Origin of the sequence: Stenotrophomonas sp. PA-6-5C, assembly GCF_021605635.1 — a bacterium.
GTDB lineage: Bacteria > Pseudomonadota > Gammaproteobacteria > Xanthomonadales > Xanthomonadaceae > Stenotrophomonas > Stenotrophomonas lactitubi.
The window spans coordinates 39,668-63,617 of the sequence record NZ_WKEE01000027.1; the positions used below are offsets into that span (position 1 = coordinate 39,668).

Here is a 23,950-nt window from a genome sequence, read left to right on the forward strand (position 1 = left end):
CGCCGGCTATCGATGGCGAGGGAATGCGATGTTCCGTTGGTTTGAATCCCTGATTCCGGTGTTCCCGCCCATTGACGGGCGCATGCCGCCGCGCACGGTGGTGCCGTTCTACCTGCACTACCTGCGACCGGTGTGGCCGGTGCTGCTGGCCACCCTGATCGCCGGCCTGCTGCTGGCGCTGGTGGAAGTGGCGATGTTCGATTTCCTCGGCCGCATCGTCGACATGGTCGCCGAGCAGCCCGGCGCGGACTTCTTCCAGCGCCATGCCGACACACTCGGCTGGATGCTGTTCATCACGGTCATCGCGCGCCCGATCCTGGTCGGCCTGCACAACCTGCTGGTCAACCAGGCCATCGTGCCGGGCCTGAGCAATCGCTCGCGCTGGTTGATGCACAACTACGTGGTGCGGCAGAGCCTGAGCTTCTTCCAGAACGACTTCGCCGGCAGCATGGCCAACCGGGTGATGCAGACCGGCACCTCGCTGCGCGAGTCGGCGGTGCAGATGGTCGATTCGCTTTGGTACATCGTCGTCTACACCGGCACCGCGCTGTACCTGTTCGCGCAGGCCGACTGGCGGTTGATGGTGCCGCTGATCCTGTGGCTGCTGGCCTACGTGGTGATCATGATCTACTTCGTGCCGCGCGCGAAGGAGCGGGCCTGGATCGCGTCGGAGGCGCGCTCCAAGGCGATGGGACGCATCGTCGACGGCTACACCAACATTCCCACGCTGAAGCTGTTCGCCCACGGCGGCCGTGAGCAGGCCTATGTCGCCGATTCGATCCAGGAACTGGCGGTCAAGCACCGCGCGCAGACCCGGATCACCACCGGCATGGACCTGACCATTGCCATCGTCAACGGCTTCCTCATCGCCGGTACCTGCGGCCTGGCGTTGTGGTTGTGGAATGGCGGACATATCACCGTCGGCGCGATCACTTTGGCGACCGGTCTGGTGATCCGCATCCACAACATGTCCGGCTGGATCATGTGGACCATCAACGGCATCTTCGAGGACATCGGCACGGTGCAGGATGGCATCACCACCATCGCCCAGCCGCTGACGGTGCAGGACCGCGAGGATGCGGTGCCGCTGCAGGTGACACGTGGTGGTGTGCACTTCCAGGATGTCCATTTCCACTATGGCAAGAAGGGTGGCGTGATCGCTGGCCTTGAGCTGGTGGTGAAGCCGGGTGAGAAGATCGGTCTGGTCGGCCCTTCCGGTGCCGGCAAGTCGACGCTGGTGAACGTGCTGCTGCGGCTGTACGACCTGGAAAGCGGTCGCATCCTGATCGACGACCAGGACATCGCTTACGTCACCCAGGAAAGCCTTCGCCAGCAGATCGGCGTGGTTACCCAGGACACCTCGCTGCTGCACCGCTCGATCCGCGACAACCTGCTGTACGGCCGCCCGGATGCGACCGAAGAGCAGCTGCGCGCGGCCGTGTCCAAGGCGCGCGCGGAGGCGTTCATCGATACGCTGGTCGACGGCGAAGGGCGTCGTGGCTACGACGCGCATGTCGGCGAGCGCGGCGTGAAGCTGTCCGGTGGCCAGCGGCAGCGCATCGCCATTGCCCGTGTGCTGCTGAAGGATGCGCCGATCCTGGTGCTGGACGAGGCCACCTCGGCACTGGACTCGGAAGTGGAAGCGGCGATCCAGGACAATCTGGACGAGCTGATGGGTGGCAAGACGGTGATCGCGATCGCCCATCGCCTGTCGACCATCGCGCGGATGGACCGGCTGGTGGTGATGGACCAGGGCCGCATCGTCGAGACCGGTAGCCATGCCGAGCTGATCGAGGCCGGTGGACTGTACGCGCGGTTGTGGGCGCGGCAGACCGGTGGGTTTGTCGCCGCCGAGCAATGACCGCCCCCCGGACGATGGATGAGCAACAGTAGATCCACGCCACGCGTGGATGCCGTACAACACAGATGAAAACGGCCCGGGTCTCCCCGGGCCGTTTTCATTCAACTCACACCCGATCGATCACTCGATCGGCTGGTCCAGCATCAGCTGGCGCGCGAAGCGCACCGGCGGGGCGCCGTAGGACAGCATCTGGTCGTGGTAGGCCTTCAGGTTGAACTTGTCACCCAGCTTGTCCTGCATCGCCTTGCGGGTGTCGAAGTGTTCCTGTGCACCGACGAAGTAGGTCGGCAGCTGCGCCGAGGTCAGCTGCGCACGCACCCACTTGCCCGAGGCTTCGCTTTCCTGCTGGAAGGCGTCGTGGGTCATGAGGTGCATCGCCTTCTCGCGATCCCAGTTGTCCACGTGCACGCCCTGGTCGAGGATCGCGTTGGAGATCGTGCGCAGGTAGAACTTCAGCTGCACCAGGTGGAACAGCGGGTCGTTGTTGAGGTAGCCCTGCTCCTGCATCATGCGCTCGGTGTAGACCGCCCAGCCTTCGGCGAACAGGCCAGAACGCAGCACCGCACGCAGGGTGGAGGGGAACTTGGCCGAATGCCAGCCTTCCAGATAGTGTCCCGGGGTGCCCTCGTGGATGCTCAGCAGGTGGATCATGCGCGAGTTGTACTCACGCAGGAACGAATCGACCTGCTTGTCGTTCCAGTCGTCCGGAATCGGCGAAACCGCGTAGAAGGTCTTCAGGTTCTTGTCCAGCGGGCCAGGCGAATCGCAGTAGGCCACGGCCACGCCACGCTGGAATTCCGGCATCAGGATGATGTCCACCGGCGCGTCGGGCAGGGTCATCAGGTCGTGCTCGCGGACGAACGCAGTGGACTGCTCCAGTGCGGCCTTGGCGTCGTCGACCACCTTGTCGCGCGCCGGCTTGTCAGCGTAAGCCAGCTCCAGCGCGGCCTCGATCGCCTTCTGCTGCTGTTCGTCGGTCGGCTGCGCCGGCATTTCCGGTGCGCCCGGCTTGTCCTTCAGCACGGTCTGCGCGATGCCGTACATATCCTCGCGCACGCGCTTCAGTTCGGCGCGTGCACGCTCACCGATCTCCTGCCGCGACAGCGAGGAATTCAGCGCGAACTTCAGCTTCTGGTCGTACTTTTCCGCACCGATGCGGAAGTCACCCTTGGCGTTCGGCACCAGGGTCTTGTCCAGCCAGGTCTGCTGCTCGTCCACGGCCTTCTTCAGGCCGTCGATGGCGGCCTGCAGGCGCTGCTGGTCGGCCTGCGGCAACTCGCCGATGTGCGGGGTGATGAAGGTATCGACGATGCTGAGGATGCCTTTGTTCTGCTTGGCCACGGTTTCGGCATGGATCTTCGGCACGCGTGCCGGATCCAGGTTCTCGCGGGCCTGGGCGAAGATCGCCGGCAGCTTTTCCATGCGCGCGGTGGCCGACTTCAGGCGCTCCGGCAGCGGCGCGAACTCGCGCGCCATCAGGCCGTAGATCGCGCTGCCGGCAACGCCGTTGTACAGCTGCGGGTCCCACTTGCCGGACTGCATCACCTCGGCATTCCAGATTTCCGACTGCAGCTGGTTGCGCAGGATCGCGGCATCCACCTGGTTCTCGCGGCCCAGCTTGGCCACCTCGATCTTGTCCAGCTCGCCCAGCAGGCCCTTGTAGGCGTCGACGGTCTTCTGCTGGCCGGCCGCGCTCAGGTCGTCGATCTCGCTGTCATAGCGGTGGTCGCCGATCTGGGTGGCGCTGACCGGGGACAGCTGCATCCAGGTGTCCAGGGCACGCTTGGACAGGTCGGCAAAGGCGGCATCGACCGCTGCATCACCCGCCTGCTGGCTGGCGGCCGGGGTGGAACCGTTGGTCGGGGCGTCGGCCGGCTGGCAACCGGCGAGGGCGGCGACGAGGGCGAGGGCAAGAAGATGCGGGCGCATCGGCATTCCTGTACGGGGTCAATCCCTGAGCATAGGCCCCAGGAGCTGCTTTGTCCCCGTGCCATAGGATTACCATGGGCATACACAAGCACCTCCAGCGGAGCGCAGGACATGGAATACCAGGGAAGCTGCCATTGCGGCAGGATCGCATTCACCGTGCAGGCTGATGCACCCATCAAGGACGTCATCGACTGCAACTGCTCGATGTGCCGCCGCCGCGGCAGCCTGCTCTGGTTCGCCCCGCGCGAGGCGTTGCAGCTGGGCACCGATATTGCCGACGTGGCGACCTACCAGTTCAACACCCACAACATCGATCACCATCACTGCCGCGCGTGTGGCACCGCGCCGTACAGCGAGGCGGTGGACCCGCGCAGTGGTCTGCCGATGGTGGCGATCAACGTGCGCTGCCTGCCGCAGGTCGAGCTGGGTGGATTGTCGATCACCTCGTTCGACGGAGCCTCGCGATGACGGCGCGCCGCGTGTGGACGCGCGTGGTTATCGTGCCGGCATTGCTGCTGGCGCTGGCGGCCTGTGCCAAGAACGGTGAGCGAGCGCAGGAGGCCGGTGCAGTCGCTGCCGATGCCGATGCCGCTGTCGCTTCGCCGGAAGGCGCCTTCCTGGCCTATGAGCACGATGTGCAGGTGCAGCTGGAAGCGGCACAGATCGCGCCGCGCATCCAGCAGGTGGCACAGGCGTGCCAGAACGCAAAGTTCGGTGAGTGCGCGGTGCTGCAGGTGGATCAGCGCAGCGGCGAACAGCCCAGTGGCGAAGTCAAGGTGCGCATCGCGCCGAAGGGCGTGGAATCGCTGATCGGCCTGGCCGGCGAAGGCGGCACGCTGCAGGCGCGCAATACGCGTGCCGAGGACCTGGCGCAGCAGGTGGCCGACACCGCGCTGGCCAAGGCACGCCTGGAGAAGGAGCACGCGCGGTTGCTGTCCTACCAGGACCGCGGCGACCTGAAGATCGAGGATCTGATGGCGATCACTACGCGCCTGTCGGAGATCGAGGCGGGTGTGGAGCAGGCCAACAAGGACGCCGCCCAGCAGCGCAGGCGCATTGATACCCAGCTGGTGACCATGCACTTCGACACGACGTCCGGCCAGCGCAGCCGCAGCGAGATCGGCGAAGCCCTGAGCGAGTCGGGCAGCATTCTCAGCACCAGCGTGGCATTCCTGATCCGTGCCGCGGCCGCTTTGCTGCCGGTGGGCGTGGTGGCGATGGTGATGGCCTGGATCGTCCGTGCGCTGATCCGTCGCCGACGCCGCAAGCCCTGATCGAACCGCGCCGCGTATTCGCCGGGCATGGCCCGGCGCTACCGGAAAAGACGGCGCGTGGCCGACGCTACCGACGTGCCTCGAGCATCGGGTAGCGCCGGGCCATGCCCGGCGGACGCTCAGCCTTCGTCGGTCTCGTATTCGACGAACACATCCAGTTCCAGTGCCAGTTCCTGCACCGCATCGCGCACTTTCTGCGCGGTGCTCTCGTTGCCTACTTCCACTTCCAGCTCGTGGGTGCCCGGGCCGATGTCGTCGGACAGGCCGGCCGAGCTGGAATCATCGTCATCCATGTGCGGCATCAGGTCGTCGGTCTCTTCGACGTGTTCGATGCCTTCCAGGCCGAGCAGCAGGTCGCTGATCGCGCGGGCATCATCTTCGGTTCCGGTAATTCTCAGTCGCAGCAGGGCCATGGCGGAAGCACGTTGTGGGGTTCGCCTGCAGCCTAGCCAGCGCTGGGCAAAGATCGGGTGAGGGCGCAGTCAGCCGGGTGTGCTCGGGCGGCCCAGCAGACTGTCCGGCAACGCCGGTACCGGCGTGCGCTCATCCGCTGCCTGGCCCAGCAGCCAGTCGATGAACAGCCGTGCGGCGGGGCTGGGCGGTCGCCCTTCGGCATGCACCACGTAATAAGCATAGCGTGCCTTCAGTGCAGGGCCAGGCAGGCGTACCAGCTCATAGCGCTGCAGGTACGGCTGGGCGACGTGGGTGCGCGCCAGCACCGCGCCCATGCCGTACACCGCCGCGCGCATCGCATCGGTACTGTCGGCAAAGGTGTGCATTGCCGGCAGCGGTGACGGCGGACGCACGCCGGCATGGCGGAACCAATCGCGCCAGCCTTGTGGTGACAGATCGCTCAGCAGCGGCAGCTCGGCGATGCGTGCCGGGTCCTGCAGTGCTTCGACTCCCGGCAGCGCCGGGGACGCGACGGGAAACAGGTTGTCGTCCATCAGGTGCTGCGCGTGCAGTCCGGGCCATTGGCCCAGTCCGTAGCGGATGCCGACCTCCGGGCCGTTCTCGTCGTAACGGTCCAGGCCACTGCCGGTGTGCAGTTCGATGCGGATGTGTGGATGGGCCTGGGTGAAACGCGGCAACCGCGGCAGCAACCAGCAATACGACAAGGAGCGCAGCGTAGCGATCCGCAGCGGCACGCTGTCCGCGTCCGGCTGCAGATGGTGGGCGACGGCGGCGACATCGGTGAACGCGGCGCTGGCGGCGTCGGCCAACTGCCGGCCTTCGGCCGTCAGGCGTACCCCGCGCGCATGACGCAGGAACAGGCGCGTGGCCAGCACCTCTTCCAGGCGGCGCACGTGATGGCTGACCGCGCTGGCGGTCAGATGCAGTTCCTGCGCCGCCTGAGCGAAGTTCTGGTGGCGCGCGGCGACCGCGAATACGGCCAGTGCGGGGAGCAGGGAAGGGCGTAGCAGCATGTCCAGCCTCAAGCCATATTTGTGGCTGGCAGCGATACTACGCGCTTGTGCAGCGGGCGTCTGCGGTCGATCCTGTGTGGCCAGACCAGCACCGCGATGGCGGACGGACACAGCACATGAATGCGATACCCCAGGCGAACGAGCGAGATTGGCGCACACCGCTGGAATTGACCCTGCTCGGCGCGATCTGGGGCTGTTCGTTCCTGTTCATGCGGGTGGCGGTGCCCTCGTTTGGCCCGTTCGCCCTGGTCGAGGTGCGGCTGGTGCTGGGCGCACTGGTGCTGCTGCCGTTCCTGTGGCGCGCACGCGCGCAGTTTCCGCCGCGCCGCTGGCTGTGGCTGGCACCGATCGGCCTGGTCAATTCGGCATTGCCGTTCGTGCTGTTCGCTTACGCCGCAGAGCGTGCGCCGGCCGCCATCGGGGCGATCTGCAATGCGATGACGGTACTGTTCGCCGCGTTGATCGCGTTCCTGTTCTTCGGCGAGAAGATCGGTGTGCGCCGTGCCGGCGCGCTGCTGGTCGGTTTTGCCGGCGTGGTGGTGCTGGCCACGGCCAAGATCTCGGGGTTGAGCATCGGCACGGCCGTGCTGGCCGGTGCGGCGGCGTCCCTGCTGTACGGCCTGGGCGTGAACCTGGTGAAGCGGCACATGACCGGTCTGCCCTCGGCTGCGGCCGCCGCTGCCACGTTGTCGTGCGCCTCATTGTGGTTGTTGCCGATGGCGCTCACTCATCTGCCGCAGGGTCCGATCCCAGGCAAGGCATGGGGCGCGGCGATCGCGCTGGGCGTGGTCTGCACCGGATTCGCCTTCCTGATGTTCTATCGCCTGATCGGCCGCATCGGCCCGTCGCGTGCGTCAACGGTGACCTACCTGGTTCCGCTGTTCGGCGCTGCGTTCGCCTGGTTGTTCCTGGGCGAGCCGGTGACGCTGCAGATGCTGATTGCGGGTGCGTTGATTCTGGGTAGCGTGGCGGTGAGTCAGAAGGGCTGACGGCGCCGACGCAGCGTCGTCCGACACACTGACGCTGCCCGGCAGCCTTTTCCCGCGCCTGCGGGGAGGCGTCACTTTCTTTGCTCGTGCAAAGAAAGTAACCAAAGAAACACGCCGCCAGGTCGCGAGCCGGTGCTGCGCACCGGTGCCCTGCGCTCCTCGGCCCGTCGGGGGGCGGCGCGCAGAAGTCAGCCGACTAACAGTCGGCTCTACAGGACATCGGCGTCTCTTCGCCCTCGCCGGACCTGCGGTGCTCGGCTCGCTCAAGGCGGACTGGAAGGTCAAGACCAACAGCAAGAGCATCCACGCATGGCGTGGATCTACTGGGTGCAGCTGCGGCCTTTGATCTTGGGTCCGCCTTGAGCGAGCCGAGCATCGCAGGGGAATCAGGGGCGAAGAGGTGCCGATGTCTGAGCGCAGCGAGTTCGGCACCGCCCCCTGATTCGCCGAGAAGCGCAGGGAACCGACGTGCGCAGCACGGCGGCTCGCGACCGGCGGCGCGTTTCTTTTGGTTACTTTTCTTTTCGCGCGAAAAGAAAAGTGACGCCCATGAACGATGAAGCGCCTTCAGCACGCGCCACGCGCAGGAAGCCAGCCTCCTACCGCACCGGCACCGGGATATTGCACAGGTCGATATGCCCCGCCGGACGCTTGTAGAAATCATCCACGCGATTGCGGCGTGCCTCCACCGTATCGATGAAGGTCTTCGAGTCGGTACGCAGCACCTGGATGGGCGTGCGCTCGGCCACCGGCACATCGCTGGCACGGCGGATCGATACGATCGGCGTGCGCAGCTTCGGGTCGGCGTAGAAGCCCATCGGTGCCGGTCCGCGCGGCGTTGCGCTGAGCAGTTCCATGCCCTTCAGCACGCGACCAACCAAGGTGATGTTGCGGTCCAGCTGGCGCGGTGACTGGCCGGTCACCACGTACAGTTCGGCACCAATGCTGCTGTCTTCCTCGTTGCTGCGGCCGGCGCCCAGCATGCCGTAGCAGTGCGCCAGCCAGGCCTTGCCGGCCTGCGGGTCCTGGCCGACCGGAAAGCCGTCGACGAAACCGGTCTGCGCGGCCCAACCATCGCGGTCCGGCAGCACGTTCACCTTCAGGCCGGCGCTGGCGCGTTCGAACTCGGCCGGCAGCTTGCGTGCGGCGCTACCGAACGGCTTGGCCTTGGCTGCATCGTCGGCGTCGGCATCGCCGAACTGCACCACGAAGTTGTCCTGCGAGCGGTAGATGCTGGTGCCGTCCCAGAAGTGCTCATGGGCGAAGGTCTGGATGTTGGCGACATGGCGTGGGGCGAACTGCGGCGCCAGCTCGATGATCACCCGCCCGGCCGGCAGGTCCATGTACAGCAGGTTGGCCGGGTCTGGGGTGCGCCAGTCGCTGGCCGCCGAGGCATCCAGGATCTGCTGTGGGCTGCGGTAGGGCGTGGCTGCGCTGGCCAGCGAGGGCAGCAGGCAGCACAGGGCGAGGGCGGTCAGGGCAAGGCGACGGCGGTGCGGCATGGTAACCCCGGAACATGAACAAGGCTTCGATTCTGCGCGACGAGATACCGTATCGCCAAGTGACATGCGGGGCATTCGCGTCAGCCTGCGCGCCGCCTCTTGGACGATCCAATCGGTCTGGCATCAACGCCTATCTTTCTTCTGCAATTAGACCGGAGTAATGGCCGAAGACAGGAACAGGTTCATAGTTGCCTGTCGGATCGTGCGTAGTTGAAGACTCTTCCAGATGATGAGGCGAGAAATTCTCCCTGGTTATCGTAAGCCGACCATCTTCATTGAAGAGGTAGCTGGTCCCTTCGGCAATGCTTTCACTCTTCTCATCGAACGTTGTATGTACCGCCATGCTCAGGAACAGATTTCCCGGTGCTACCTGCTGGAACTGATACGTCAGGCGCTCCCTTAGATGTTCATCCAGAAAGTCGACGCCAATCATGTCTTTGCCCAATAGCACATCGATAATCGCTGATGGCGTGGTGGGGGAGCCAACGAGAACCGTGTAGCGGGCCTGGTTCTCATGTCTCGCTTTGGCCTCGGATTCACTGATTATGTTTCGGGCGGACTTCTTTGCGCCAAACCAGAAGTCGCAATAGTAAAACTCAGTCATAAGTGGATGATCCCGGGATCGTCGTGCTCGCAGGAGCTGGATCAGCCGCTGCGCGTTGGAAGGTGACGGTATGTCGCGGCTCGCAGAGGGGCAAGCCAGCCAATGGGCCTGCCGGCCAGGTGGTCAGCCGGCCCACGCCAACCGGCAGAGTGACTAACGACACATTCGCTATACCGAACTTAGCACTACTGTTGACTTCAACGTAGTGGAGGGCCGGTCATGTCCGAAGACGATGTCCACCTGAAGAAGTTCCAGAAGGAGCTCAGCGCCGGCACGGTCTCGCTGGCCTTGCTGGCGGTGCTGGCCCGCGCCGGGGAGCCGCTGTACGGCTACCTGATCGCCAAGGAGCTGGAGCGCGTGGGCGAGGGCGTGCTCAGCGGCAAGCAGAGCGCGCTGTACCCGGTGCTGCGCAACCTCGAAGGCGCCGGCCTGCTGGAGAGCCATGTGGAGCCATCCAGCAGCGGGCCGCCGCGCCGCTACTACCGCATCAACGCACGTGGCCGTGAGGTGCTGGAGCAATGGCGCCAGGCCTGGCGTGACACCCGTGATTCCGTCGATTCCGTGTTGGAGGGGATACCGCAATGAACGACCTGAACCTGGCAGGCAACAGTCTGCCGAGCACCATTCCGCAGTACCTGGCGCAGTTGCGTGCGGCACTGGACGGTGCCGATCCGGCGATGGTGCAGGACGCCCTGTACGACGCCGAGGAATACCTGCGCTCTGAACTGGCAGCGCAACCCGGCCGCAGCGAAGCCGAGGTCATCGCCGATGTCGCCGGCAGCTACGGTGCACCGGACGAGGTGGCGGAGATCTATCGCGAAACCGAGCTCACGGTGAACCGCGCGCTGCGTACGCCGCGGGCCGACACGGGCCCGGTGCTGCGTGCAGCGGCGGAGGCCAGCGGTGCTGCACCGGCGGCGCAGCCGGCAGTCCCCGTGCAGCGCACGCTGCTGGCGCGCTTCTTCGGCGTGGTGACCGACCCGCACACCTACGGCGCGCTGTTCTACATGCTGTTGTCGCTGGCCACCGGCATCTTCTTCTTCACCTGGGTGGTCACCGGCCTGTCGCTGTCGCTGGGGCTGCTGATCCTGATCATCGGCGTTCCGTTGACCGTGCTGTTCTTCGGCTCGGTGCGTGGACTGGCGTTGCTGGAAGGGCGGCTGGTGGAAGCGCTGCTGGGTGAGCGCATGCCGCGCCGGCCGCAGTACACCGACCGCAGCCGCAGCTGGCTGCAGCGTATCGGCGACATGTTCACCGATGGCCGCACCTGGCTGACCCTGCTGTACTTCGTGCTGATGCTGCCGCTGGGCATCATCTACTTCACGATCGCGGTGACCCTGCTGTCGCTGTCGCTGGGTTTGATCTGGGCGCCGGTGGCGGCGATCTTCAGTGGTGACATCCCCGGCATCTACATCAACGACGTGAACGTGCTGCCGATGGCGGCCTCGCCGCTGGTGGCCATCGTGGTTGCAGGGGTGGGGGTGTTGTTGCTGCTGCTGACGATGCACCTGGCACGCGGCATCGGCAAGCTGCACGGCATGCTGGCCAAGAACCTGCTGGTGCGGCTGTAAGCGGGAGCCCACGCTCTGGTAGGTGCCAACCTTGGTTGGCACGATGCCGCCGGCATCGGGATTCACGGTAGAGCGCCAACCAAGGTTGGCATCTACCAAGAGCATGCCGGCCAGCGGCCGGCACTACCGGAAGCAGGGCGGGTTACCCCGCCTTGCGGCGCAGCGGGGTGACGTTGCTCTTCTTCTTCGTGGCCTTCGCTGCCGGTGCTTCGGCATGCGCGGCGAAGAAGTCACGCACCTTCGGGTAGACCACTTCGCGCCAGCGGCGGCCGCTGAAGATGCCGTAGTGGCCCGCGCCTTCGACGATGAAATGCTCGCGGCGGTCAGCAGCAATGCCGGTGCACAGCGACTGCGCCGCTTCGGTCTGGCCGAGGCCGGCGATATCGTCCAGCTCGCCTTCGATGCTCAGCAGCGCGGTATCGCGGATCGCCGACGGATCGACCTTCTCGCCGTTGACCACCCATTCGCCACGCGGCAGCAGGAAGTCCTGGAACACCACGGAAATGGTGTCCAGATAGTACTTGGCCGGCATGTCCAGCACGGCGTTGTACTCGTCGTAGAAATTGCGATGCGCGTCGGCATCCTCCAGGTCGCCCTTCACCAGGTCGGTGTAGAAATCCCAGTGCGAACTGAAGTGGCGGCTCGGGTTCATCGACAGAAAGCCTGCGTGCTGCAGGAAGCCGGGATACACGCGGCGACCGGCACCGGGATAGCTGGCCGGCACGGTGTGGATGACATTGTTCTCGAACCACGACAGCGGGTTCTGCGTGGCCAGGTTGTTGACCGCGGTCGGGCTGCAGCGCGCATCGATCGGGCCGCCCATCATCACCAGCGTGCGCGGCGTCGGTTCACCGCGGCTGGCCATCAATGAAACTGCGGCCAGCACCGGTACGGTCGGCTGGCAGACACTGACCACGTGCAGGCGCTCGACGCCGAGATGGCGGATGAACTCCTGGATGTAGGCGATGTAGTCGTCCAGCCCGAACTCGCCTTCGCTGCCGGGCACCATGCGCGCGTCGACCCAGTCGGTCACATACACGCGGTGGTCGCGCAGCAGCGTGCGCACGGTGTCGCGCAGCAGCGTGGCGTGATGGCCCGACAACGGCGCCACCACCAGCACGAACGGCTGGTTGAGCATGGTGTGCAGCTGGTCGGCTTCATTGCTGTGGCGCTTGAAGCGCAGCAGCTTGCAGAACGGCTTGCTGAGTTCCTCGTGCACCACGATCGGCACGCGCTCGCCCTCGACCTCGATTTCGTTGATGCCCCATTCGGGCTTCTCGTAATCCTTGCCGATGCGATGGAACAGCTCATTGACCGCCGCCAGGCGATCAGCGCCGGGCATCTGCGACCACCAGTGTCCCTGGTTGGCGAAGAACTTGGCGTTGGCCTGGGCCTGGTGCACCCAGGGGGCGAGCAGGTTGCGGGTCAGTTCGTGCAGTTGATAGAGCATGCCGACCGAATATGTATGGTCTTATGTTGCCGCGCAGCATAGCGCATCCGGCTGTCCCGGACGTTAAGCGGCGCCACTGGCTCCATTCAGCGCGCGGCCTGCTCCAGCGCGGCTGCTTCACTGGCCAGTGCTGGCCCCAGCCAGAGGTGGGAACCGACTGCCTGCAGGCCTTGCCGGGTCAGCTCGCGCCGGTACCAGCGGGCCGGACGCGACTGGAAGCCGTCATGGTCGCCCTCGAATTCATCTTCGGCGGCGAAGGTCTCCAGGAACGCCACGCCTGCGGTCAGCTCGGCGACGCCGGCCAGGCCCGCGCGCAGTTCGCGGTTGGGCACGTAGTGCATCACGTCCGAACAGACCAGCAGATCGACCGGGGCACAGGGCCGCAGCCAGGCGAAATCGCCGAAGCTGGCCAGGTGCAGGTTGCGGGTCCGGCCGTAGCGGCGCACAGCGTACTCGCTGCTGTCGAAACCGAGGTATTCGACCTTCGGACGCAGTTTCAGCAGCGGCGCGCGCCAGGCGCCTTCGCCGCAGCCGATGTCCAGCACGCTGCGGATCGGTCGTTCCAGGTAGTACTCGGCCGTGGCCACGGCGAGGGCGACCTTGCGTGCCAGGCGCGCGCTGCCACCGATGTCGGCGCGGCGGTACCAGCGCTGGAAGTAGGCGGCGTCGTAGGTCTTGTCCATGGCGTTCGGGTGCAGTCGTGAAATCGGCGCCTATCGTACGGCGTTGCAGCACACCATGCGTCGATGTGTCGCGGCGGTTGCGCGTGCGGTGGCCTCGTCACCGCATGCGAGAATGGCGGACATCCACGCCAGCCGCCGGAGCGAGCGCATGCAGAGCTACTACTGGGTCAAGACCTTCCACATCGTGTTCGTGGTGGCGTGGATGGCCACGGTGTTCTACCTGCCGCGCATCCTGGTGAACCTGTCCGAGACGGCGGGGCAGCCGGCGGTGGTCGAGCGCCTGCAGCTGATGGGCATGCGCCTGTACCGCTTCGGCCATTCGATGTTCGGCCTGGCGTTCGTGCTCGGCCTGGTGCTGTGGCTGGGCTACAAGGTGATTCCGGACTTCCCGACCATGGTCGCCCCGGGCGGGGCGGGCTGGCTGCATGCCAAGCTGGGCCTGGTGGTGCTGCTGCTGGCGTACTTCATCTGGATCGGGCGCCTGCTCAAGGGGGTGGCCAAGGGCAGGGCGCTGCCATCCTCGCGCGCGCTGCGCTGGATCAACGAGATTCCGTTGCTGGCGTTCATTCCGATCGTGTGGCTGGTGCTGGCCAAGCCGTTCTGAGATCCCGCATCCCGCGCGTTCGAACATGTCACTTTCTTGCTCGTGCAAGAAAGTAACCAAAGAACACGCCGCCGAACGCGAGCCGGTGCTGCGCACCGGTTCCCTGCGCTTCTCGGTGAATCAGGGGGCGGCGCCGAACTCGCTGCGCTCAGACACCGGCGCCTCTTCGCCCCTGATTCCCCTGCGATGCTCGGCTCGCTCATGGCGGACCCGAACGTCAACAGCCGCAGCTACCCAGTAGTTCCACGCCATGCGTGGATGCCGTCAGGGCGCAAACAAAAGAGCCGGGCGTCTGCCCGGCTCTTTGCGTATCCGACGTCAGGAAACGATTACGCCGCTTCGTAGGTGCCGTAGCTGCGCAGGCGCTTGTAGCGCTGGTCCAGCAGCTCTTCGGTGGACAGCGCATCCAGCGCTTCCAGCTCGTTCAGCAGCACGGCCTTCAGGCGCTTGGCCATCTGCGTCGGGTTGCGGTGGGCGCCGCCGGTCGGCTCGCGCACGACCTTGTCGACCAGGCCCAGGCCCTTCAGGCGCGGCGCGGTCAGGCCGAGCTGCTCGGCGGCGTCCTTGGCCTTGCCGGCGTCCTTCCACAGGATCGAGGCGCAGCCTTCCGGGGTGATGGTCGAGTACACCGCGTATTCCAGCATCACGGTGCGGTCGCCCACGCCCAGCGCCAGCGCGCCACCGGAGCCGCCTTCACCGATCACCGTGCAGATGATCGGCACCTTCAGCTCGGCCATCTCGATCAGGTTGCGCGCGATCGCTTCGGACTGGCCGCGCGACTCGGCATCGATGCCCGGCCAGGCGCCGGCGGTATCGATCAGGGTCAGCACCGGCAGGCCGAAACGCTCGGCCATCTTCATCAGGCGCAGGGCCTTGCGGTAGCCCTCGGGCTTGGGCATGCCGAAGTTGCGCTTGATCTTTTCCTTGGTGTCGCGGCCCTTCTGGTGGCCGATGACCATCACCGAGCGACCATTGATGCGGGCCAGGCCGCCCATGATCGCCTTGTCGTCGGCGAAGGCACGGTCGCCGGCCAGTTCCTGGAACTCATCGCAGATGATGCGGATGTAGTCGGCGGTGTACGGGCGCGACGGGTGGCGGGCCAGCTGCAGCACCTGCCACGAGGTCAGGTTGCGGAAGATCTGTGCGGTACGCACGCGCAGCTTGTCCTGCAACGCATGCACTTCGGCCTCGACATTGACCGCCGGCCCGGCACTGGCGTTGCGCAGTTCCTGGATCTTGGCTTCCAGGTCGGCGATGGGTTGCTCGAAGTCGAGGTAGTTCGGATTCATCGGAAGCCGTCGTGTAAAGAAGAGGGGAATTCTAGCCGAATGCGCAGGAACGGCCCGTACGCCTTCGTCTGGAAACCGACGGTAGCGCAGTGGGGGCCAGCGGCGCCAGTCGGGCCGCCGGCTGCCGGTTCAGGGCAGGACCAGCGCGCTGCGGGCCATTTCGGTGCTGCGGATCGTCACGAAGTCGTTGTAGGCCTGGTTGGCCGCCACCGGCAGCTTCGCGCCCAGCGTCATGGTGGCGTGGGTGAAGGCCATCTGCGCCTGGAAGTCTTCCTCGCGCAGGGCCTTCTGCTCGCTGGCCGTGGTGGCCTTCAGCCAGCGCGCATAGATGTCGCGCACGGGATCGGCATGGGCCTCGAAGGCCGGGTCCAGCGCGGGCAGCGCCGGCGCCGTTTCCAGCGTGTAGGCGGGCGCCACGTAGCCGGCGGGCTGCTCGCGCTTGTAGGCCCCGGGCTCGCCCATGCCGGCCTCGACATAGGCGATGAAGTCCGGCGCGGTGAAGATCTTGGTGCTGATCCTGCCGCCGGTCGAATCGACGTGGGCAACCACCTGCTCGTCGGGGAACGGCTCGCGCACGCCGAAGTTCCAGGTCTTGTCGATGAACAGGCCGTGGTGCTTTTCGTACGGTCCCTTGAACTCGACCCCACCCAGCTCGATGCCCAGGCCGCTGACGCCGAAGTTCTTCAGCTTGTCCTCGCCGGTCACATAGATCTCGCGCGCGGTCACGTATTCGCTGAGGCTCGGGTTGATCAGGCCGCCGCGGCCGTCGGCGTAGACGATGAAGCGCACGTCGCCGAGGCGGTCGGTATGCAGGTGATGCTCACCGGCAGCCAGGCTGATCGGCCGCGATGCGTGCGCGGCCACCGGCAGTTCCTTGCCATCGATGCTGATCGCCAGCGGCGCATCGGTCGGGTTGTCGATCTCGAAATCGACCTTGGAGGAACAGCCGGCCAGCGCGAGCGCGGCCACCAACGGCAACAACAGGTTCTTCATTGCGGGCAATCGTCCTTGACGTATGCAGCGGGAAAACAGCAACGGATCCGGGGCCAGCCTCAGCTGGCCCAGGGCGGGCTGTAGCGCACCTTCAGCGTGCGTACCGCCGGTTCGGCGCGCAGCGCCTCCATCAGCTTGGAATCGACACGCACCGCGCTCTGTCCGGAGACATCGAGCATGCCGGCGATGCCGCCATCGGGGCCCTTCAGCAGCAGGTCCAGGCGCAGGGGCGTGCGGCCGGGGCGGTGGCGGTCGAGCAGGGCGTCGATGCGCTCCCACACCGGCCGCTGCTGGCGCAGGTCCAGCCGCAGCGACAGGCGCGTGGCGTAGTTCGCACAGACCTCGTCGAAGTCCCAGCACTGGCGGATGCGCAGTGCGAAGCCACCATTGAATTCGTCTTCGCGCAGGCCGCCCTTGACCACCAGGATGCGGTCCTTGGTCATCAGGTGGCCGAACTCGGCCATGGCATCGGAGAACGCGCTGCATTCGACGCGGCCACGGCCATCTTCCAGCTGGATGAAGATCTGGCTCTCGCCCTTGCGGCGCACGCCGACTACCTGGCCGGCAAGCACGGTCTGCACTTCCGGGCGCCAGCGCTTCTCGCCGCCACCACTGTTGCTGTTGGCGCTCCAGATCTTTTCCACCGAGCCCAGGTCGGTACCGACCAGGTCGCGCACATCATCGCGCCAGGGATCGAAGGGGTGGCCGCTGAGATAGAAGCCCAGCGTGTCGCGCTCGCCGTTGAGGCGCTGCAGCAACGGCCATTCGTCGGTTTCCTGCAGCTCCAGGTGGATGGCCTGCACGCCCGGCTCGGGGCCGCCGAACAGCGAGTTCTGGCCGGACGCACGCTCGCGCGCCATCTGTTCGGTGGCCTTGATCACTTCCGGCAGCTGCAGCATCAGCGAGGCACGGTTGTGGCCCAGCTCATCCAGCGCACCGCAGTTGATCATGGCTTCCAGCGTGCGCCGGTTGAGCTTGGCCGAACCGATGCGGGTGCAGAAATCGAGCAGATCGGTGTAGTCGCCGCCGCGCAGGCGTTCGTCCACCACCGCTTCGCAGGCGCCCTGGCCGACGCCCTTGATCGCGCCCAGGCCGTACTGGATGGTGTCCGGCGTGGCCGCTTCAAACATGAAGGCGGACTGGTTCACCTTCGGCGGCAGCACGGTCAGGCCGAGGTTGCGCACCTCGTCCAGGAAGCCGACCACCTTTTCGGTGTTGTCCATGTCCGAAGACAGCGTCGCGGCCATGAACTCGGCCGGGTAATGGCGCTTGAGCCAGGCCGTCTGGTAACTGACCAGGGCGTAGGCGGCAGCGTGCGACTTGTTGAAGCCGTAGCCGGCGAACTTCTCCATCAGGTCGAAGATCGCATCGGCCTTGGCTTCGCCGACGCCGTCCTTGGCCGCACCTTCGCGGAAGATCTCGCGGTGCTTGGCCATTTCAGCCGGCACCTTCTTGCCCATCGCACGGCGCAGCAGGTCGGCGCCGCCCAGCGAGTAGCCGCCGACGATCTGCGCCATCTGCATCACCTGCTCCTGGTACACCATGATGCCGTAGGTGTCGCGCAGGATGCGCTCGGTGCGCGGATCGGGATACTCCACGTCTTCGCGCCCGTGCTTGCGGTCGACGAAGGAGGGAATCAGGTCCATCGGGCCGGGTCGGTACAGCGACACCAGCGCGATCAGGTCCTCGAAACGGTCGGGCTTGGCGTCCTTCAGCAGGCGGCGCATGCCCGAGGATTCGAACTGGAACACCGCACCGGTATTGCCCGAGGCGAAGATGTCCTTGTAGGTGGGCGCATCGTCCAGCGGCAGCTGGGTGATGTCCACAGGCGGAATGCCGGCGCGCTCGTGGCGCTTGTTGATCGCCTTCACCGCCCAGTCGATGATCGTCAGCGTGCGCAGGCCGAGGAAGTCGAACTTCACCAGGCCGACTTCTTCAACGTCGTTCTTGTCGAACTGGGTGACCGGATTCTTGCCGCGGCCCTCTTCATCGTGTTCGGCGAACAGCGGGCAGAACTCGCTCAGCGGTTCGGGTGCGATCACCACGCCGCCGGCGTGCTTGCCGGCGTTGCGGGTGAGGTCTTCCAGCTGCCGCGCAAGGTCGATCAGGTCGCGGACATCGTCCTCGCTCTGGTAGCGCTGGATCAGCTCGGGCGAGGCCATCTCGCTGTCCTTGCCCTCACCCATCGCGTCCTTCAGCGAGATGCCGAGGATGTTCGGGATCAGCTTGGCGACGCCGTCGACCAGGCCATAGGGGAAGCCCAGCACGCGGCCAGAGTCGCGCACCACCGCCTTGGCCGCCATGGTGCCGTAGGTGATGATCTGGCTGACCCGCTCGCGGCCATACTTGCGCGCGACGTAGTCGATGACTTCGTCGCGGCGGTCCATACAGAAGTCGATGTCGAAGTCGGGCATCGACACGCGTTCGGGGTTGAGGAAGCGCTCGAACAGCAGGTTGTACGGCAGCGGATCCAGATCGGTGATCTGCAGCGCCCACGCCACCAGCGAGCCGGCGCCGGAACCACGGCCTGGACCGATCGGGATGCCCTGTGCCTTGCCCCACTGGATGAAGTCGGCCACGATCAGGAAGTAGCCGGGGAAGCCCATCTTGATGATGGTGTCCAGCTCGAACTCGAGGCGGTCGCTGTAATCCTGCGCGGTCATGCCGGGCGCGATGGGATTCTTTTCCAGGCGCGCAGCCAGGCCCTTGCGCGATTCACTGCGGATCCAGCTGTCCAGCGTCTCCTCGTCGGGCACCGGATAGTCGGGCAGGAAGTAGGTGCCCAGGCGCATCTCGATGTTGCAGCGCTCGGCCAGCGCCAGCGTGTTGTCGATCGCATCGGGGATGTCGGCAAACAGCGCGCACATCTCCTCGGCCGACTTCAGGTACTGCTGGTCGCTGTACTCGCGTGGGCGCTTGGGGTCATCCAGCACGCGGCCGGTGGAGATGCACACGCGTGCTTCGTGCGCGCTGAAATCGGACGGCGACAGGAAGCGAACATCGTTGCTGGCGATCACCGGCAGGCCGCGCTGGCCGGCGGCCATCAGCGCGAACTGGTTGAAGCTTTCTTCGCCGTCGCGACCGGTGCGGGTCAGCTCCAGGTGCAGGCCGTCGCCGAACACGCGCTGCCAGTCGGCCAGCTGCTGTTCGGCCAGATCGTGCTTGCCATCCAGCGCCAGGCGCCCGGCCAGGCTGTCACGGCCGGCCAGGGCGAACAGGTTGGCGTTGCCGGCCTTCAGCCAGTCCGGATGCACGGCCACGCCGCCCTCGGGGCGATGGCCTTCCATCCACGCCCGGGTCAGCAGCCGCGACAGGCTCAGGTAGCCCTCGCGGTCGCGGCACAGCAGCGTCATCCGCCACGGGTCCTGGCCTTCCTCGGCGATCATCACGTCGGCGCCGGCGATGGGCTTGATGCCCACGCCTTCGGCGGCCTTGTAGAACTTGACCAGGGCGAACAGGTTGTTGAGGTCGGTTACCGCCAGCGCAGGCAGGCCCAGTTCGACCGAGCGCGACAGCAGGTTGGCCTGCTTGGCTTTTTTCGGGTCAGCCTGGTCCGGCTTGGCCGGCACGCGGATGGTCGAGTCCGCCAGCGAGAACTCGGTGTGGACGTGGAGATGTACGAAGCGGGAGTTGGACATGCCGGACCAGGTTGGAGCGCGCAGGCCCCGGGTGCAGACGCGGGAATCGTCGCCGGGGTCGGGAAGCGCTGGAGTGCCCGGTCAGGGTAGCGAGGGCAGGGGGTTGCCACAAGGCTTGACAGGGGCACGGCGTGGCGCCGGATTCAGGCGTGCGGGAGGCCGCCTTCTGTGGAGCCGAGCCCATGCTCGGCTGCTGTGGACAGCCGAGCATGGGCTCGGCGCTACAACTCCAGCAGGCTCAGGCGATGGCCGCGACAGCCGGCGCTTCCAGACACTCGCGCACCGGGGCGAAACTGCGCCGGTGCTCCGCGCACGGGCCGTGTTCACGCAGGGCGGCCAGATGCGCCGGGGTGCCGTAGCCCTTGTGCTGGTCGAAGCCGTACTGCGGGTGGCGAGCGTGCAGGTCCAGCATGTAGCGGTCGCGCGAGACCTTGGCCAGGATCGAGGCCGCCATGATCGCGCGGTCGATGCCATCGCCGCCGACCAGCGCCTGCGCCGGCAGCACCAGGCCCTTGGGCACCACGTTGCCATCGATGCGGGCGAAGCCGGCCACGTGGGCCACCGCCGCGACGACATCGCGCATGCCCTGCAGCGTGGCTTGATAGATGTTCAGGCGATCAATGGCTTCCACGTCCACCAGCACCACGTGCCAGGCCAGGGCGCGGTCGAGGATGCGGTCGTGCAACTGCTCGCGGCGGGCCGCGGTCAGCTGCTTGGAATCGTCCAGACCATTCAGTCGTGGCCGCTGCGGATCGAACACCACCGCTGCCACCGCGACGGGGCCAGCCAGCGGCCCCCGCCCGGCTTCGTCGACGCCGGCGATGCGGTGGCCGGGATCGATCACCGCTGCGCCATCGAACAGGGCCAGGCTGGCCGCAGCGGCATGGCGACGGCTCATGCCCTTTCCTGGCCGCGGACCAGCAGTTCGCCCACAGCATCGGCGGCACGCGCCGAAGCGTTGCGACGCAGGCGTTCATGCAGCCGTGTGTAGGTGCCCTGCAGGTCGGCGATCCGCTGCGGATGGTCAAACCACTGCTGGACGGCCGCAGCCAGTTTCTCCGGCGTGCAGTCGTGCTGCATCAGTTCCGGCGCCAGGTCCTGACCGGCAAGGATGTTGGGCAGGGCGAAGCGGTCGACCTTGATCAACCCCAGCGCCTTCACCAGGCGGTACGTCAGTTCGTTGACCCGGTAGCCGACGACCATCGGCCGCTTCACCAGCATCGCTTCCAGGGTCGCGGTGCCGGAGGCCAGCACCACCACGTCGGCGGCGATCATCGCGTTGCGCGCCTGGCCGTCCAGTACATGCGAATAGGCCACCGGCAGTGCCGAGCGTGACAGCTGTTCTTCGATCAGGCGACGGCAGGCCGCATTGGCCGCAGGGACCACCACGTGCAGGCCGGGAATGCGCTCGGACACCTGCCAGGCGGCCTCGAAAAAGGCTTCGCCGAGCTTGGAGATCTCGCCCAGGCGGCTGCCGGGAAGCACGGCCAGCACCTTGGCCGAGGCGGGCAGGCCGAGTTCGATCCGGGCGGCTTCACGGTCGACGTGCAGCGGGATGTCATCGGCCATCGGATGGCCGACGAAGCGCGCGTCGATGCCGTGCTTGGCGTAGATCGGGGGTTCCATCGGGAACAGGCACAGCACCAGGTCGGCGCTGCTGCCGATCTTCTCGGCGCGCTTCTCGCGCCATGCCCATACCGAAGGGCTGACGTAGTGCACGGTGCGCACGCCACGCTGTTTCAGCCAGCGTTCGATGCCCAGATTGAAATCGGGCGCGTCGATGCCGATGAACACGTCCGGCTGCCACTCCAGCGCACGCTGGCGGAACGCCGAACGCAGCTTGAGCAGGCGCGGCAGATGGCGCAGGACTTCGGTCAGGCCCATCACCGCCAGTTCGCTGGCATCGTGCCAGGTCTGGCAGCCGGCGCTGCGCATCGCATCGCCGCCGATGCCGGCGAATTCGGCATGCGGGAAGCGGGCCTTCAGTTCGCGTATCAGGCCCGCACCGAGCAGGTCGCCGGAGGCTTCACCGGCGACCAGCGCGATCCGCAACGGGCGATCACTCAGCACCCGGTGCGCAGGCACGCTGCCGGCCATCGAGGCCAGCGAAATCACCTCGGCGCCGGCCGGCGCCTGGCCGGTCGCGCTGCTCATCGCAGCAGGTGCCTCTCGGTGTGTTCGATGAAGTCCAGCATCGACTTGACGTCGTCGCTGTCGCGCGCCTGCTCGGCCAGCTGCGCCTTGGCTTCGGCCAGCGGCAGGCCCGCCACGTACAGCGTGCGGTAGGCGCGCTTGATGGCGGTGATGCGCTCGGGGTCGAAGCCGCGGCGCTTCAGGCCCTCGCTGTTGATGCCGCGCGGGCGGCCCAGCGAGTCGGTGCCGACCATGGTGAACGGGGGCACGTCGCCATTGGTCAGCGCGCCCATGCCGAGGAAGGCATGCGCACCGATGCGGCAGAACTGATGCGCGCCGGCGAAGCCGCTGATGATCACGTAGTCGCCCACGGTCACGTGGCCGGCCAGCGTGGTGTTGTTGGAGAACACGCAGAAGTTGCCGACGTGGCAATCGTGGGCCACGTGCGTGTAGGCCAGCATCCAGTTGTCATCGCCGATGGTGGTGATGCCACCGCCGCCGCCGGTGCCACGGTTGAGGGTGACGAACTCGCGGAACACGTTGCGGTCGCCGATCACCAGTTCGGTGCGTTCACCGGCGTACTTCTTGTCCTGCGGCTCGCCGCCGACCGCGACGTGGCCGATGAAACGGTTGTCGCGGCCGATCCGGGTCGGGCCGTGCACGCTGCAGTGCGGGCCGATCTCGGTACCGGCACCGATTTCGACTTCCGGGCCGATGATCGTGAACGCGCCCACGCGGACATCGTCGGCCAGGCGTGCCGACGGATCGATCACGGCAGTGGGATGGATCAGGGGGGCGTTGTCGCTCATCTCGGGCCTCCAGCCAGGGTCATTCGCGGGTGCCGGCGCACAGCACCTCGGCGCAGGCGACGACTTCGCCGTCGACCTTGGCCACGCAGTCGTACACGGCCATGTTGCGGATCACGCGCTTGATCTCCACGTGCATCTCCAGCACGTCACCCGGCACCACCTGTTTGGTGAAGCGGGCCTTGTCGACCTTGACCATGTAGAACAGCTTGGACTGCGCATCGCGGCCCAGGGTGAGCTGGGTCAGCACGCCACCGGCCTGGGCCATGGCTTCGATGATCAGCACGCCGGGCATGATCGGCTGGCCCGGGAAGTGGCCCTGGAAGAACGGCTCGTTGATGCTGACGTTCTTGGTCGCGACGATCGTGCGCTTCTCGTAGTCGATCGACACCACCTTGTCCACCAGCAGGAACGGGTAGCGGTGCGGAAGCAGCGTCTGGATCTGCGCCATGTCCGGCAGGGTCTGGGGCTGGCTCATTCTTTCTCCTTGCTCACAGACAGGATGCGACGGGCCAGTGCATCAAGCTGCTTGAAGCGCGCGGCATTCTTGCGCCACGTGCGGTTGTCGGTCAGGGGCGTGCCGGAGGAATACTCGCCCGGCTCGGTGATGGAGTTGCGGACCACCGATTTGCCGGTGATCACGACCTTGTCGCAGATTTCGAGATGACCGACGACGCCAACGGCGCCGCCGAGCAGGCAGTAACGGCCGATCTTGGCGCTGCCGGCAATACCGGTGCAGCCTGCGATGGCCGAGTGGGCGCCGATCTGCACGTTGTGTGCGATCTGCACCAGGTTGTCCAGGCGGACGTCCTCGGCCAGCACGGTGTCTTCCAGCGCGCCACGGTCAACACAGGTGTTGGCACCGATCTCGCAGTCGTCGCCGATGCGCACGCCGCCAAGCTGCGGCACCTTGATCCATTTGCCAGCGTCCATGGCCAGGCCGAAGCCGTCGGCGCCCAGCACGGCGCCGGGATGGATGCGCACGCGCTTGCCCAGCTTGACGCGGGTGACCAGGGTAACGCGCGCGATCAGCTCGCAGCCGCTGTCGAGGCTGCAGTCTTCGCCGATGATGCTGCCGGCGCCGATGATGCAGTTCTCGCCGATGACGCTGCGTGCGCCGATGGTGACGAACGGGCCGACGTGGGCGCTGGCGGCGACCTGCGCCTGCGGATCGATCACTGCGCTGGGGTGGATGCC

Annotated in this window: 22 protein-coding genes; 7 read left to right on the plus strand and 15 right to left on the minus strand. The window is 66.3% G+C overall.

Annotated features, from left to right (window positions below):
• The first annotated feature begins 28 nt into the window (after positions 1-28).
• Positions 29-1,861: a multidrug efflux ABC transporter SmrA gene (gene smrA, locus GIW57_RS12910; protein ID WP_100464220.1), complete on the plus strand. Its 1,833-nt coding sequence runs from the start codon at positions 29-31 to the stop codon at positions 1,859-1,861.
• A 120-nt stretch (positions 1,862-1,981) separates the two neighbouring features.
• On the opposite strand, the gene GIW57_RS12915 is transcribed toward smrA, so the two are convergent.
• Positions 1,982-3,790 (minus strand): DUF885 domain-containing protein, encoded by a 1,809-nt coding sequence (locus GIW57_RS12915; RefSeq protein WP_236511336.1) that lies wholly within the window; start codon positions 3,788-3,790, stop codon positions 1,982-1,984.
• 111 nt (positions 3,791-3,901) lie between these two features.
• On the opposite strand from GIW57_RS12915, the gene GIW57_RS12920 reads away from it, so the two are divergent.
• Both GIW57_RS12920 and GIW57_RS12925 read left to right on the plus strand, forming a co-directional pair.
• Entirely contained in the window at positions 3,902-4,258 is a 357-nt protein-coding gene (locus GIW57_RS12920) for a GFA family protein (RefSeq protein ID WP_100464227.1), read from the plus strand.
• Positions 4,255-5,064, plus strand: a complete 810-nt coding sequence (locus GIW57_RS12925; protein ID WP_236511338.1) for a DUF4349 domain-containing protein — start codon at positions 4,255-4,257, stop codon at positions 5,062-5,064. Before GIW57_RS12920 ends, GIW57_RS12925 begins: the two co-directional genes overlap by 4 nt.
• Before the next feature lie 119 nt (positions 5,065-5,183).
• On the opposite strand, the gene GIW57_RS12930 is transcribed toward GIW57_RS12925, so the two are convergent.
• Complete coding sequence (locus GIW57_RS12930; RefSeq protein WP_025877698.1) at positions 5,184-5,477, minus strand: hypothetical protein; 294 nt, start codon at positions 5,475-5,477, stop codon at positions 5,184-5,186.
• Positions 5,478-5,546: 69 nt separating this feature from the next.
• Complete coding sequence (locus GIW57_RS12935) at positions 5,547-6,491, minus strand: LysR substrate-binding domain-containing protein (protein ID WP_025877697.1); 945 nt, start codon at positions 6,489-6,491, stop codon at positions 5,547-5,549.
• A gap of 116 nt (positions 6,492-6,607) precedes the next feature.
• On the opposite strand from GIW57_RS12935, the gene GIW57_RS12940 reads away from it, so the two are divergent.
• On the plus strand, positions 6,608-7,480 hold the full coding sequence (locus tag GIW57_RS12940) for an EamA family transporter (RefSeq protein ID WP_236511341.1): 873 nt from the start codon (positions 6,608-6,610) through the stop codon (positions 7,478-7,480).
• Positions 7,481-8,079: 599 nt separating this feature from the next.
• On the opposite strand, the gene GIW57_RS12945 is transcribed toward GIW57_RS12940, so the two are convergent.
• Together GIW57_RS12945 and GIW57_RS12950 are read right to left on the minus strand one after the other, a co-directional pair.
• A complete protein-coding gene (locus GIW57_RS12945) occupies positions 8,080-8,982 on the minus strand; it encodes a peptidylprolyl isomerase (RefSeq protein ID WP_236511344.1) in 903 nt (300 codons plus the stop codon).
• Between the two features lie 130 nt (positions 8,983-9,112).
• Positions 9,113-9,586 (minus strand): hypothetical protein, encoded by a 474-nt coding sequence (locus tag GIW57_RS12950; protein ID WP_236511347.1) that lies wholly within the window; start codon positions 9,584-9,586, stop codon positions 9,113-9,115.
• A gap of 219 nt (positions 9,587-9,805) precedes the next feature.
• Between GIW57_RS12950 and GIW57_RS12955 the strand changes: the two genes are divergently transcribed.
• Together GIW57_RS12955 and GIW57_RS12960 are read left to right on the plus strand one after the other, a co-directional pair.
• Entirely contained in the window at positions 9,806-10,171 is a 366-nt protein-coding gene (locus GIW57_RS12955) for a PadR family transcriptional regulator (RefSeq protein WP_089239815.1), read from the plus strand.
• Positions 10,168-11,157, plus strand: a complete 990-nt coding sequence (locus GIW57_RS12960) for a sensor domain-containing protein (protein WP_236511348.1) — start codon at positions 10,168-10,170, stop codon at positions 11,155-11,157. The genes GIW57_RS12955 and GIW57_RS12960 overlap by 4 nt, the downstream gene beginning before the upstream one ends.
• Positions 11,158-11,299: 142 nt before the next feature.
• Here GIW57_RS12960 and phaZ read toward each other — a convergent pair whose 3' ends face one another.
• Positions 11,300-12,607: a polyhydroxyalkanoate depolymerase gene (gene phaZ / locus GIW57_RS12965; RefSeq protein WP_100464249.1), complete on the minus strand. Its 1,308-nt coding sequence runs from the start codon at positions 12,605-12,607 to the stop codon at positions 11,300-11,302.
• 86 nt (positions 12,608-12,693) lie between these two features.
• Positions 12,694-13,290 (minus strand): class I SAM-dependent methyltransferase, encoded by a 597-nt coding sequence (locus GIW57_RS12970; RefSeq protein ID WP_236511351.1) that lies wholly within the window; start codon positions 13,288-13,290, stop codon positions 12,694-12,696.
• A 148-nt stretch (positions 13,291-13,438) separates the two neighbouring features.
• Here GIW57_RS12970 and GIW57_RS12975 point away from each other — a divergent pair, with 148 nt between their 5' ends.
• Positions 13,439-13,894 (plus strand): CopD family protein, encoded by a 456-nt coding sequence (locus tag GIW57_RS12975; RefSeq protein WP_100465704.1) that lies wholly within the window; start codon positions 13,439-13,441, stop codon positions 13,892-13,894.
• A 329-nt stretch (positions 13,895-14,223) separates the two neighbouring features.
• Here the strand turns inward: GIW57_RS12975 and GIW57_RS12980 are convergent, their stop codons facing one another.
• The 8 genes from GIW57_RS12980 to lpxD form a co-directional block, all read right to left on the minus strand.
• Positions 14,224-15,183: an acetyl-CoA carboxylase carboxyltransferase subunit alpha gene (locus GIW57_RS12980; RefSeq protein ID WP_100464252.1), complete on the minus strand. Its 960-nt coding sequence runs from the start codon at positions 15,181-15,183 to the stop codon at positions 14,224-14,226.
• 129 nt (positions 15,184-15,312) lie between these two features.
• Positions 15,313-16,176 carry a hypothetical protein gene (locus tag GIW57_RS12985; RefSeq protein WP_236511354.1) on the minus strand — a complete coding sequence of 288 codons (864 nt, stop codon included), beginning with the start codon at positions 16,174-16,176 and terminating at the stop codon, positions 15,313-15,315.
• A gap of 59 nt (positions 16,177-16,235) precedes the next feature.
• Positions 16,236-19,814, minus strand: coding sequence for a DNA polymerase III subunit alpha (dnaE, locus tag GIW57_RS12990; RefSeq protein ID WP_236511357.1), 3,579 nt, complete (start codon positions 19,812-19,814; stop codon positions 16,236-16,238).
• A gap of 238 nt (positions 19,815-20,052) precedes the next feature.
• Positions 20,053-20,712, minus strand: coding sequence for a ribonuclease HII (locus GIW57_RS12995; protein WP_089239827.1), 660 nt, complete (start codon positions 20,710-20,712; stop codon positions 20,053-20,055).
• Positions 20,709-21,911 carry a lipid-A-disaccharide synthase gene (gene lpxB / locus GIW57_RS13000; protein ID WP_236511363.1) on the minus strand — a complete coding sequence of 401 codons (1,203 nt, stop codon included), beginning with the start codon at positions 21,909-21,911 and terminating at the stop codon, positions 20,709-20,711. Before lpxB ends, GIW57_RS12995 begins: the two co-directional genes overlap by 4 nt.
• A 53-nt stretch (positions 21,912-21,964) precedes the next feature.
• Positions 21,965-22,756, minus strand: a complete 792-nt coding sequence (gene lpxA / locus GIW57_RS13005; RefSeq protein ID WP_100464265.1) for an acyl-ACP--UDP-N-acetylglucosamine O-acyltransferase — start codon at positions 22,754-22,756, stop codon at positions 21,965-21,967.
• 19 nt (positions 22,757-22,775) lie between these two features.
• The gene (gene fabZ / locus GIW57_RS13010) at positions 22,776-23,231 is read right to left on the minus strand and encodes a 3-hydroxyacyl-ACP dehydratase FabZ (RefSeq protein WP_089239833.1); all 456 of its coding nucleotides are present in this window, start codon (positions 23,229-23,231) and stop codon (positions 22,776-22,778) included.
• Positions 23,228-23,950, minus strand: a 723-nt coding sequence (lpxD, locus tag GIW57_RS13015) for a UDP-3-O-(3-hydroxymyristoyl)glucosamine N-acyltransferase (protein ID WP_236511360.1), incomplete at its 5' end; no start/stop codon positions are given. The genes lpxD and fabZ, both read right to left, overlap by 4 nt.

Bases quoted from the DNA above. Each gene is read 5' to 3' on its own strand.
- phaZ (WP_100464249.1), bottom strand. From the start codon at position 12,607: ATGCTCTATCAACTGCACGAACTGACCCGCAACCTGCTCGCCCCCTGG.
- GIW57_RS12960 (WP_236511348.1), top strand. From the start codon at position 10,168: ATGAACGACCTGAACCTGGCAGGCAACAGTCTGCCGAGCACCATTCCG.
- dnaE (WP_236511357.1), bottom strand. From the start codon at position 19,814: ATGTCCAACTCCCGCTTCGTACATCTCCACGTCCACACCGAGTTCTCG.
- GIW57_RS12955 (WP_089239815.1), top strand. From the start codon at position 9,806: ATGTCCGAAGACGATGTCCACCTGAAGAAGTTCCAGAAGGAGCTCAGC.
- GIW57_RS12995 (WP_089239827.1), bottom strand. From the start codon at position 20,712: ATGAGCCGTCGCCATGCCGCTGCGGCCAGCCTGGCCCTGTTCGATGGC.
- GIW57_RS12975 (WP_100465704.1), top strand. From the start codon at position 13,439: ATGCAGAGCTACTACTGGGTCAAGACCTTCCACATCGTGTTCGTGGTG.
- lpxA (WP_100464265.1), bottom strand. From the start codon at position 22,756: ATGAGCGACAACGCCCCCCTGATCCATCCCACTGCCGTGATCGATCCG.
- GIW57_RS12980 (WP_100464252.1), bottom strand. From the start codon at position 15,183: ATGAATCCGAACTACCTCGACTTCGAGCAACCCATCGCCGACCTGGAA.
- lpxB (WP_236511363.1), bottom strand. From the start codon at position 21,911: ATGGCCGGCAGCGTGCCTGCGCACCGGGTGCTGAGTGATCGCCCGTTG.
- GIW57_RS12945 (WP_236511344.1), bottom strand. From the start codon at position 8,982: ATGCCGCACCGCCGTCGCCTTGCCCTGACCGCCCTCGCCCTGTGCTGC.
- GIW57_RS12920 (WP_100464227.1), top strand. From the start codon at position 3,902: ATGGAATACCAGGGAAGCTGCCATTGCGGCAGGATCGCATTCACCGTG.
- GIW57_RS12930 (WP_025877698.1), bottom strand. From the start codon at position 5,477: ATGGCCCTGCTGCGACTGAGAATTACCGGAACCGAAGATGATGCCCGC.
- GIW57_RS12925 (WP_236511338.1), top strand. From the start codon at position 4,255: ATGACGGCGCGCCGCGTGTGGACGCGCGTGGTTATCGTGCCGGCATTG.
- fabZ (WP_089239833.1), bottom strand. From the start codon at position 23,231: ATGAGCCAGCCCCAGACCCTGCCGGACATGGCGCAGATCCAGACGCTG.
- smrA (WP_100464220.1), top strand. From the start codon at position 29: ATGTTCCGTTGGTTTGAATCCCTGATTCCGGTGTTCCCGCCCATTGAC.
- GIW57_RS12950 (WP_236511347.1), bottom strand. From the start codon at position 9,586: ATGACTGAGTTTTACTATTGCGACTTCTGGTTTGGCGCAAAGAAGTCC.
- GIW57_RS12915 (WP_236511336.1), bottom strand. From the start codon at position 3,790: ATGCGCCCGCATCTTCTTGCCCTCGCCCTCGTCGCCGCCCTCGCCGGT.
- GIW57_RS12940 (WP_236511341.1), top strand. From the start codon at position 6,608: ATGAATGCGATACCCCAGGCGAACGAGCGAGATTGGCGCACACCGCTG.
- GIW57_RS12985 (WP_236511354.1), bottom strand. From the start codon at position 16,176: ATGAAGAACCTGTTGTTGCCGTTGGTGGCCGCGCTCGCGCTGGCCGGC.
- GIW57_RS12970 (WP_236511351.1), bottom strand. From the start codon at position 13,290: ATGGACAAGACCTACGACGCCGCCTACTTCCAGCGCTGGTACCGCCGC.
- GIW57_RS12935 (WP_025877697.1), bottom strand. From the start codon at position 6,491: ATGCTGCTACGCCCTTCCCTGCTCCCCGCACTGGCCGTATTCGCGGTC.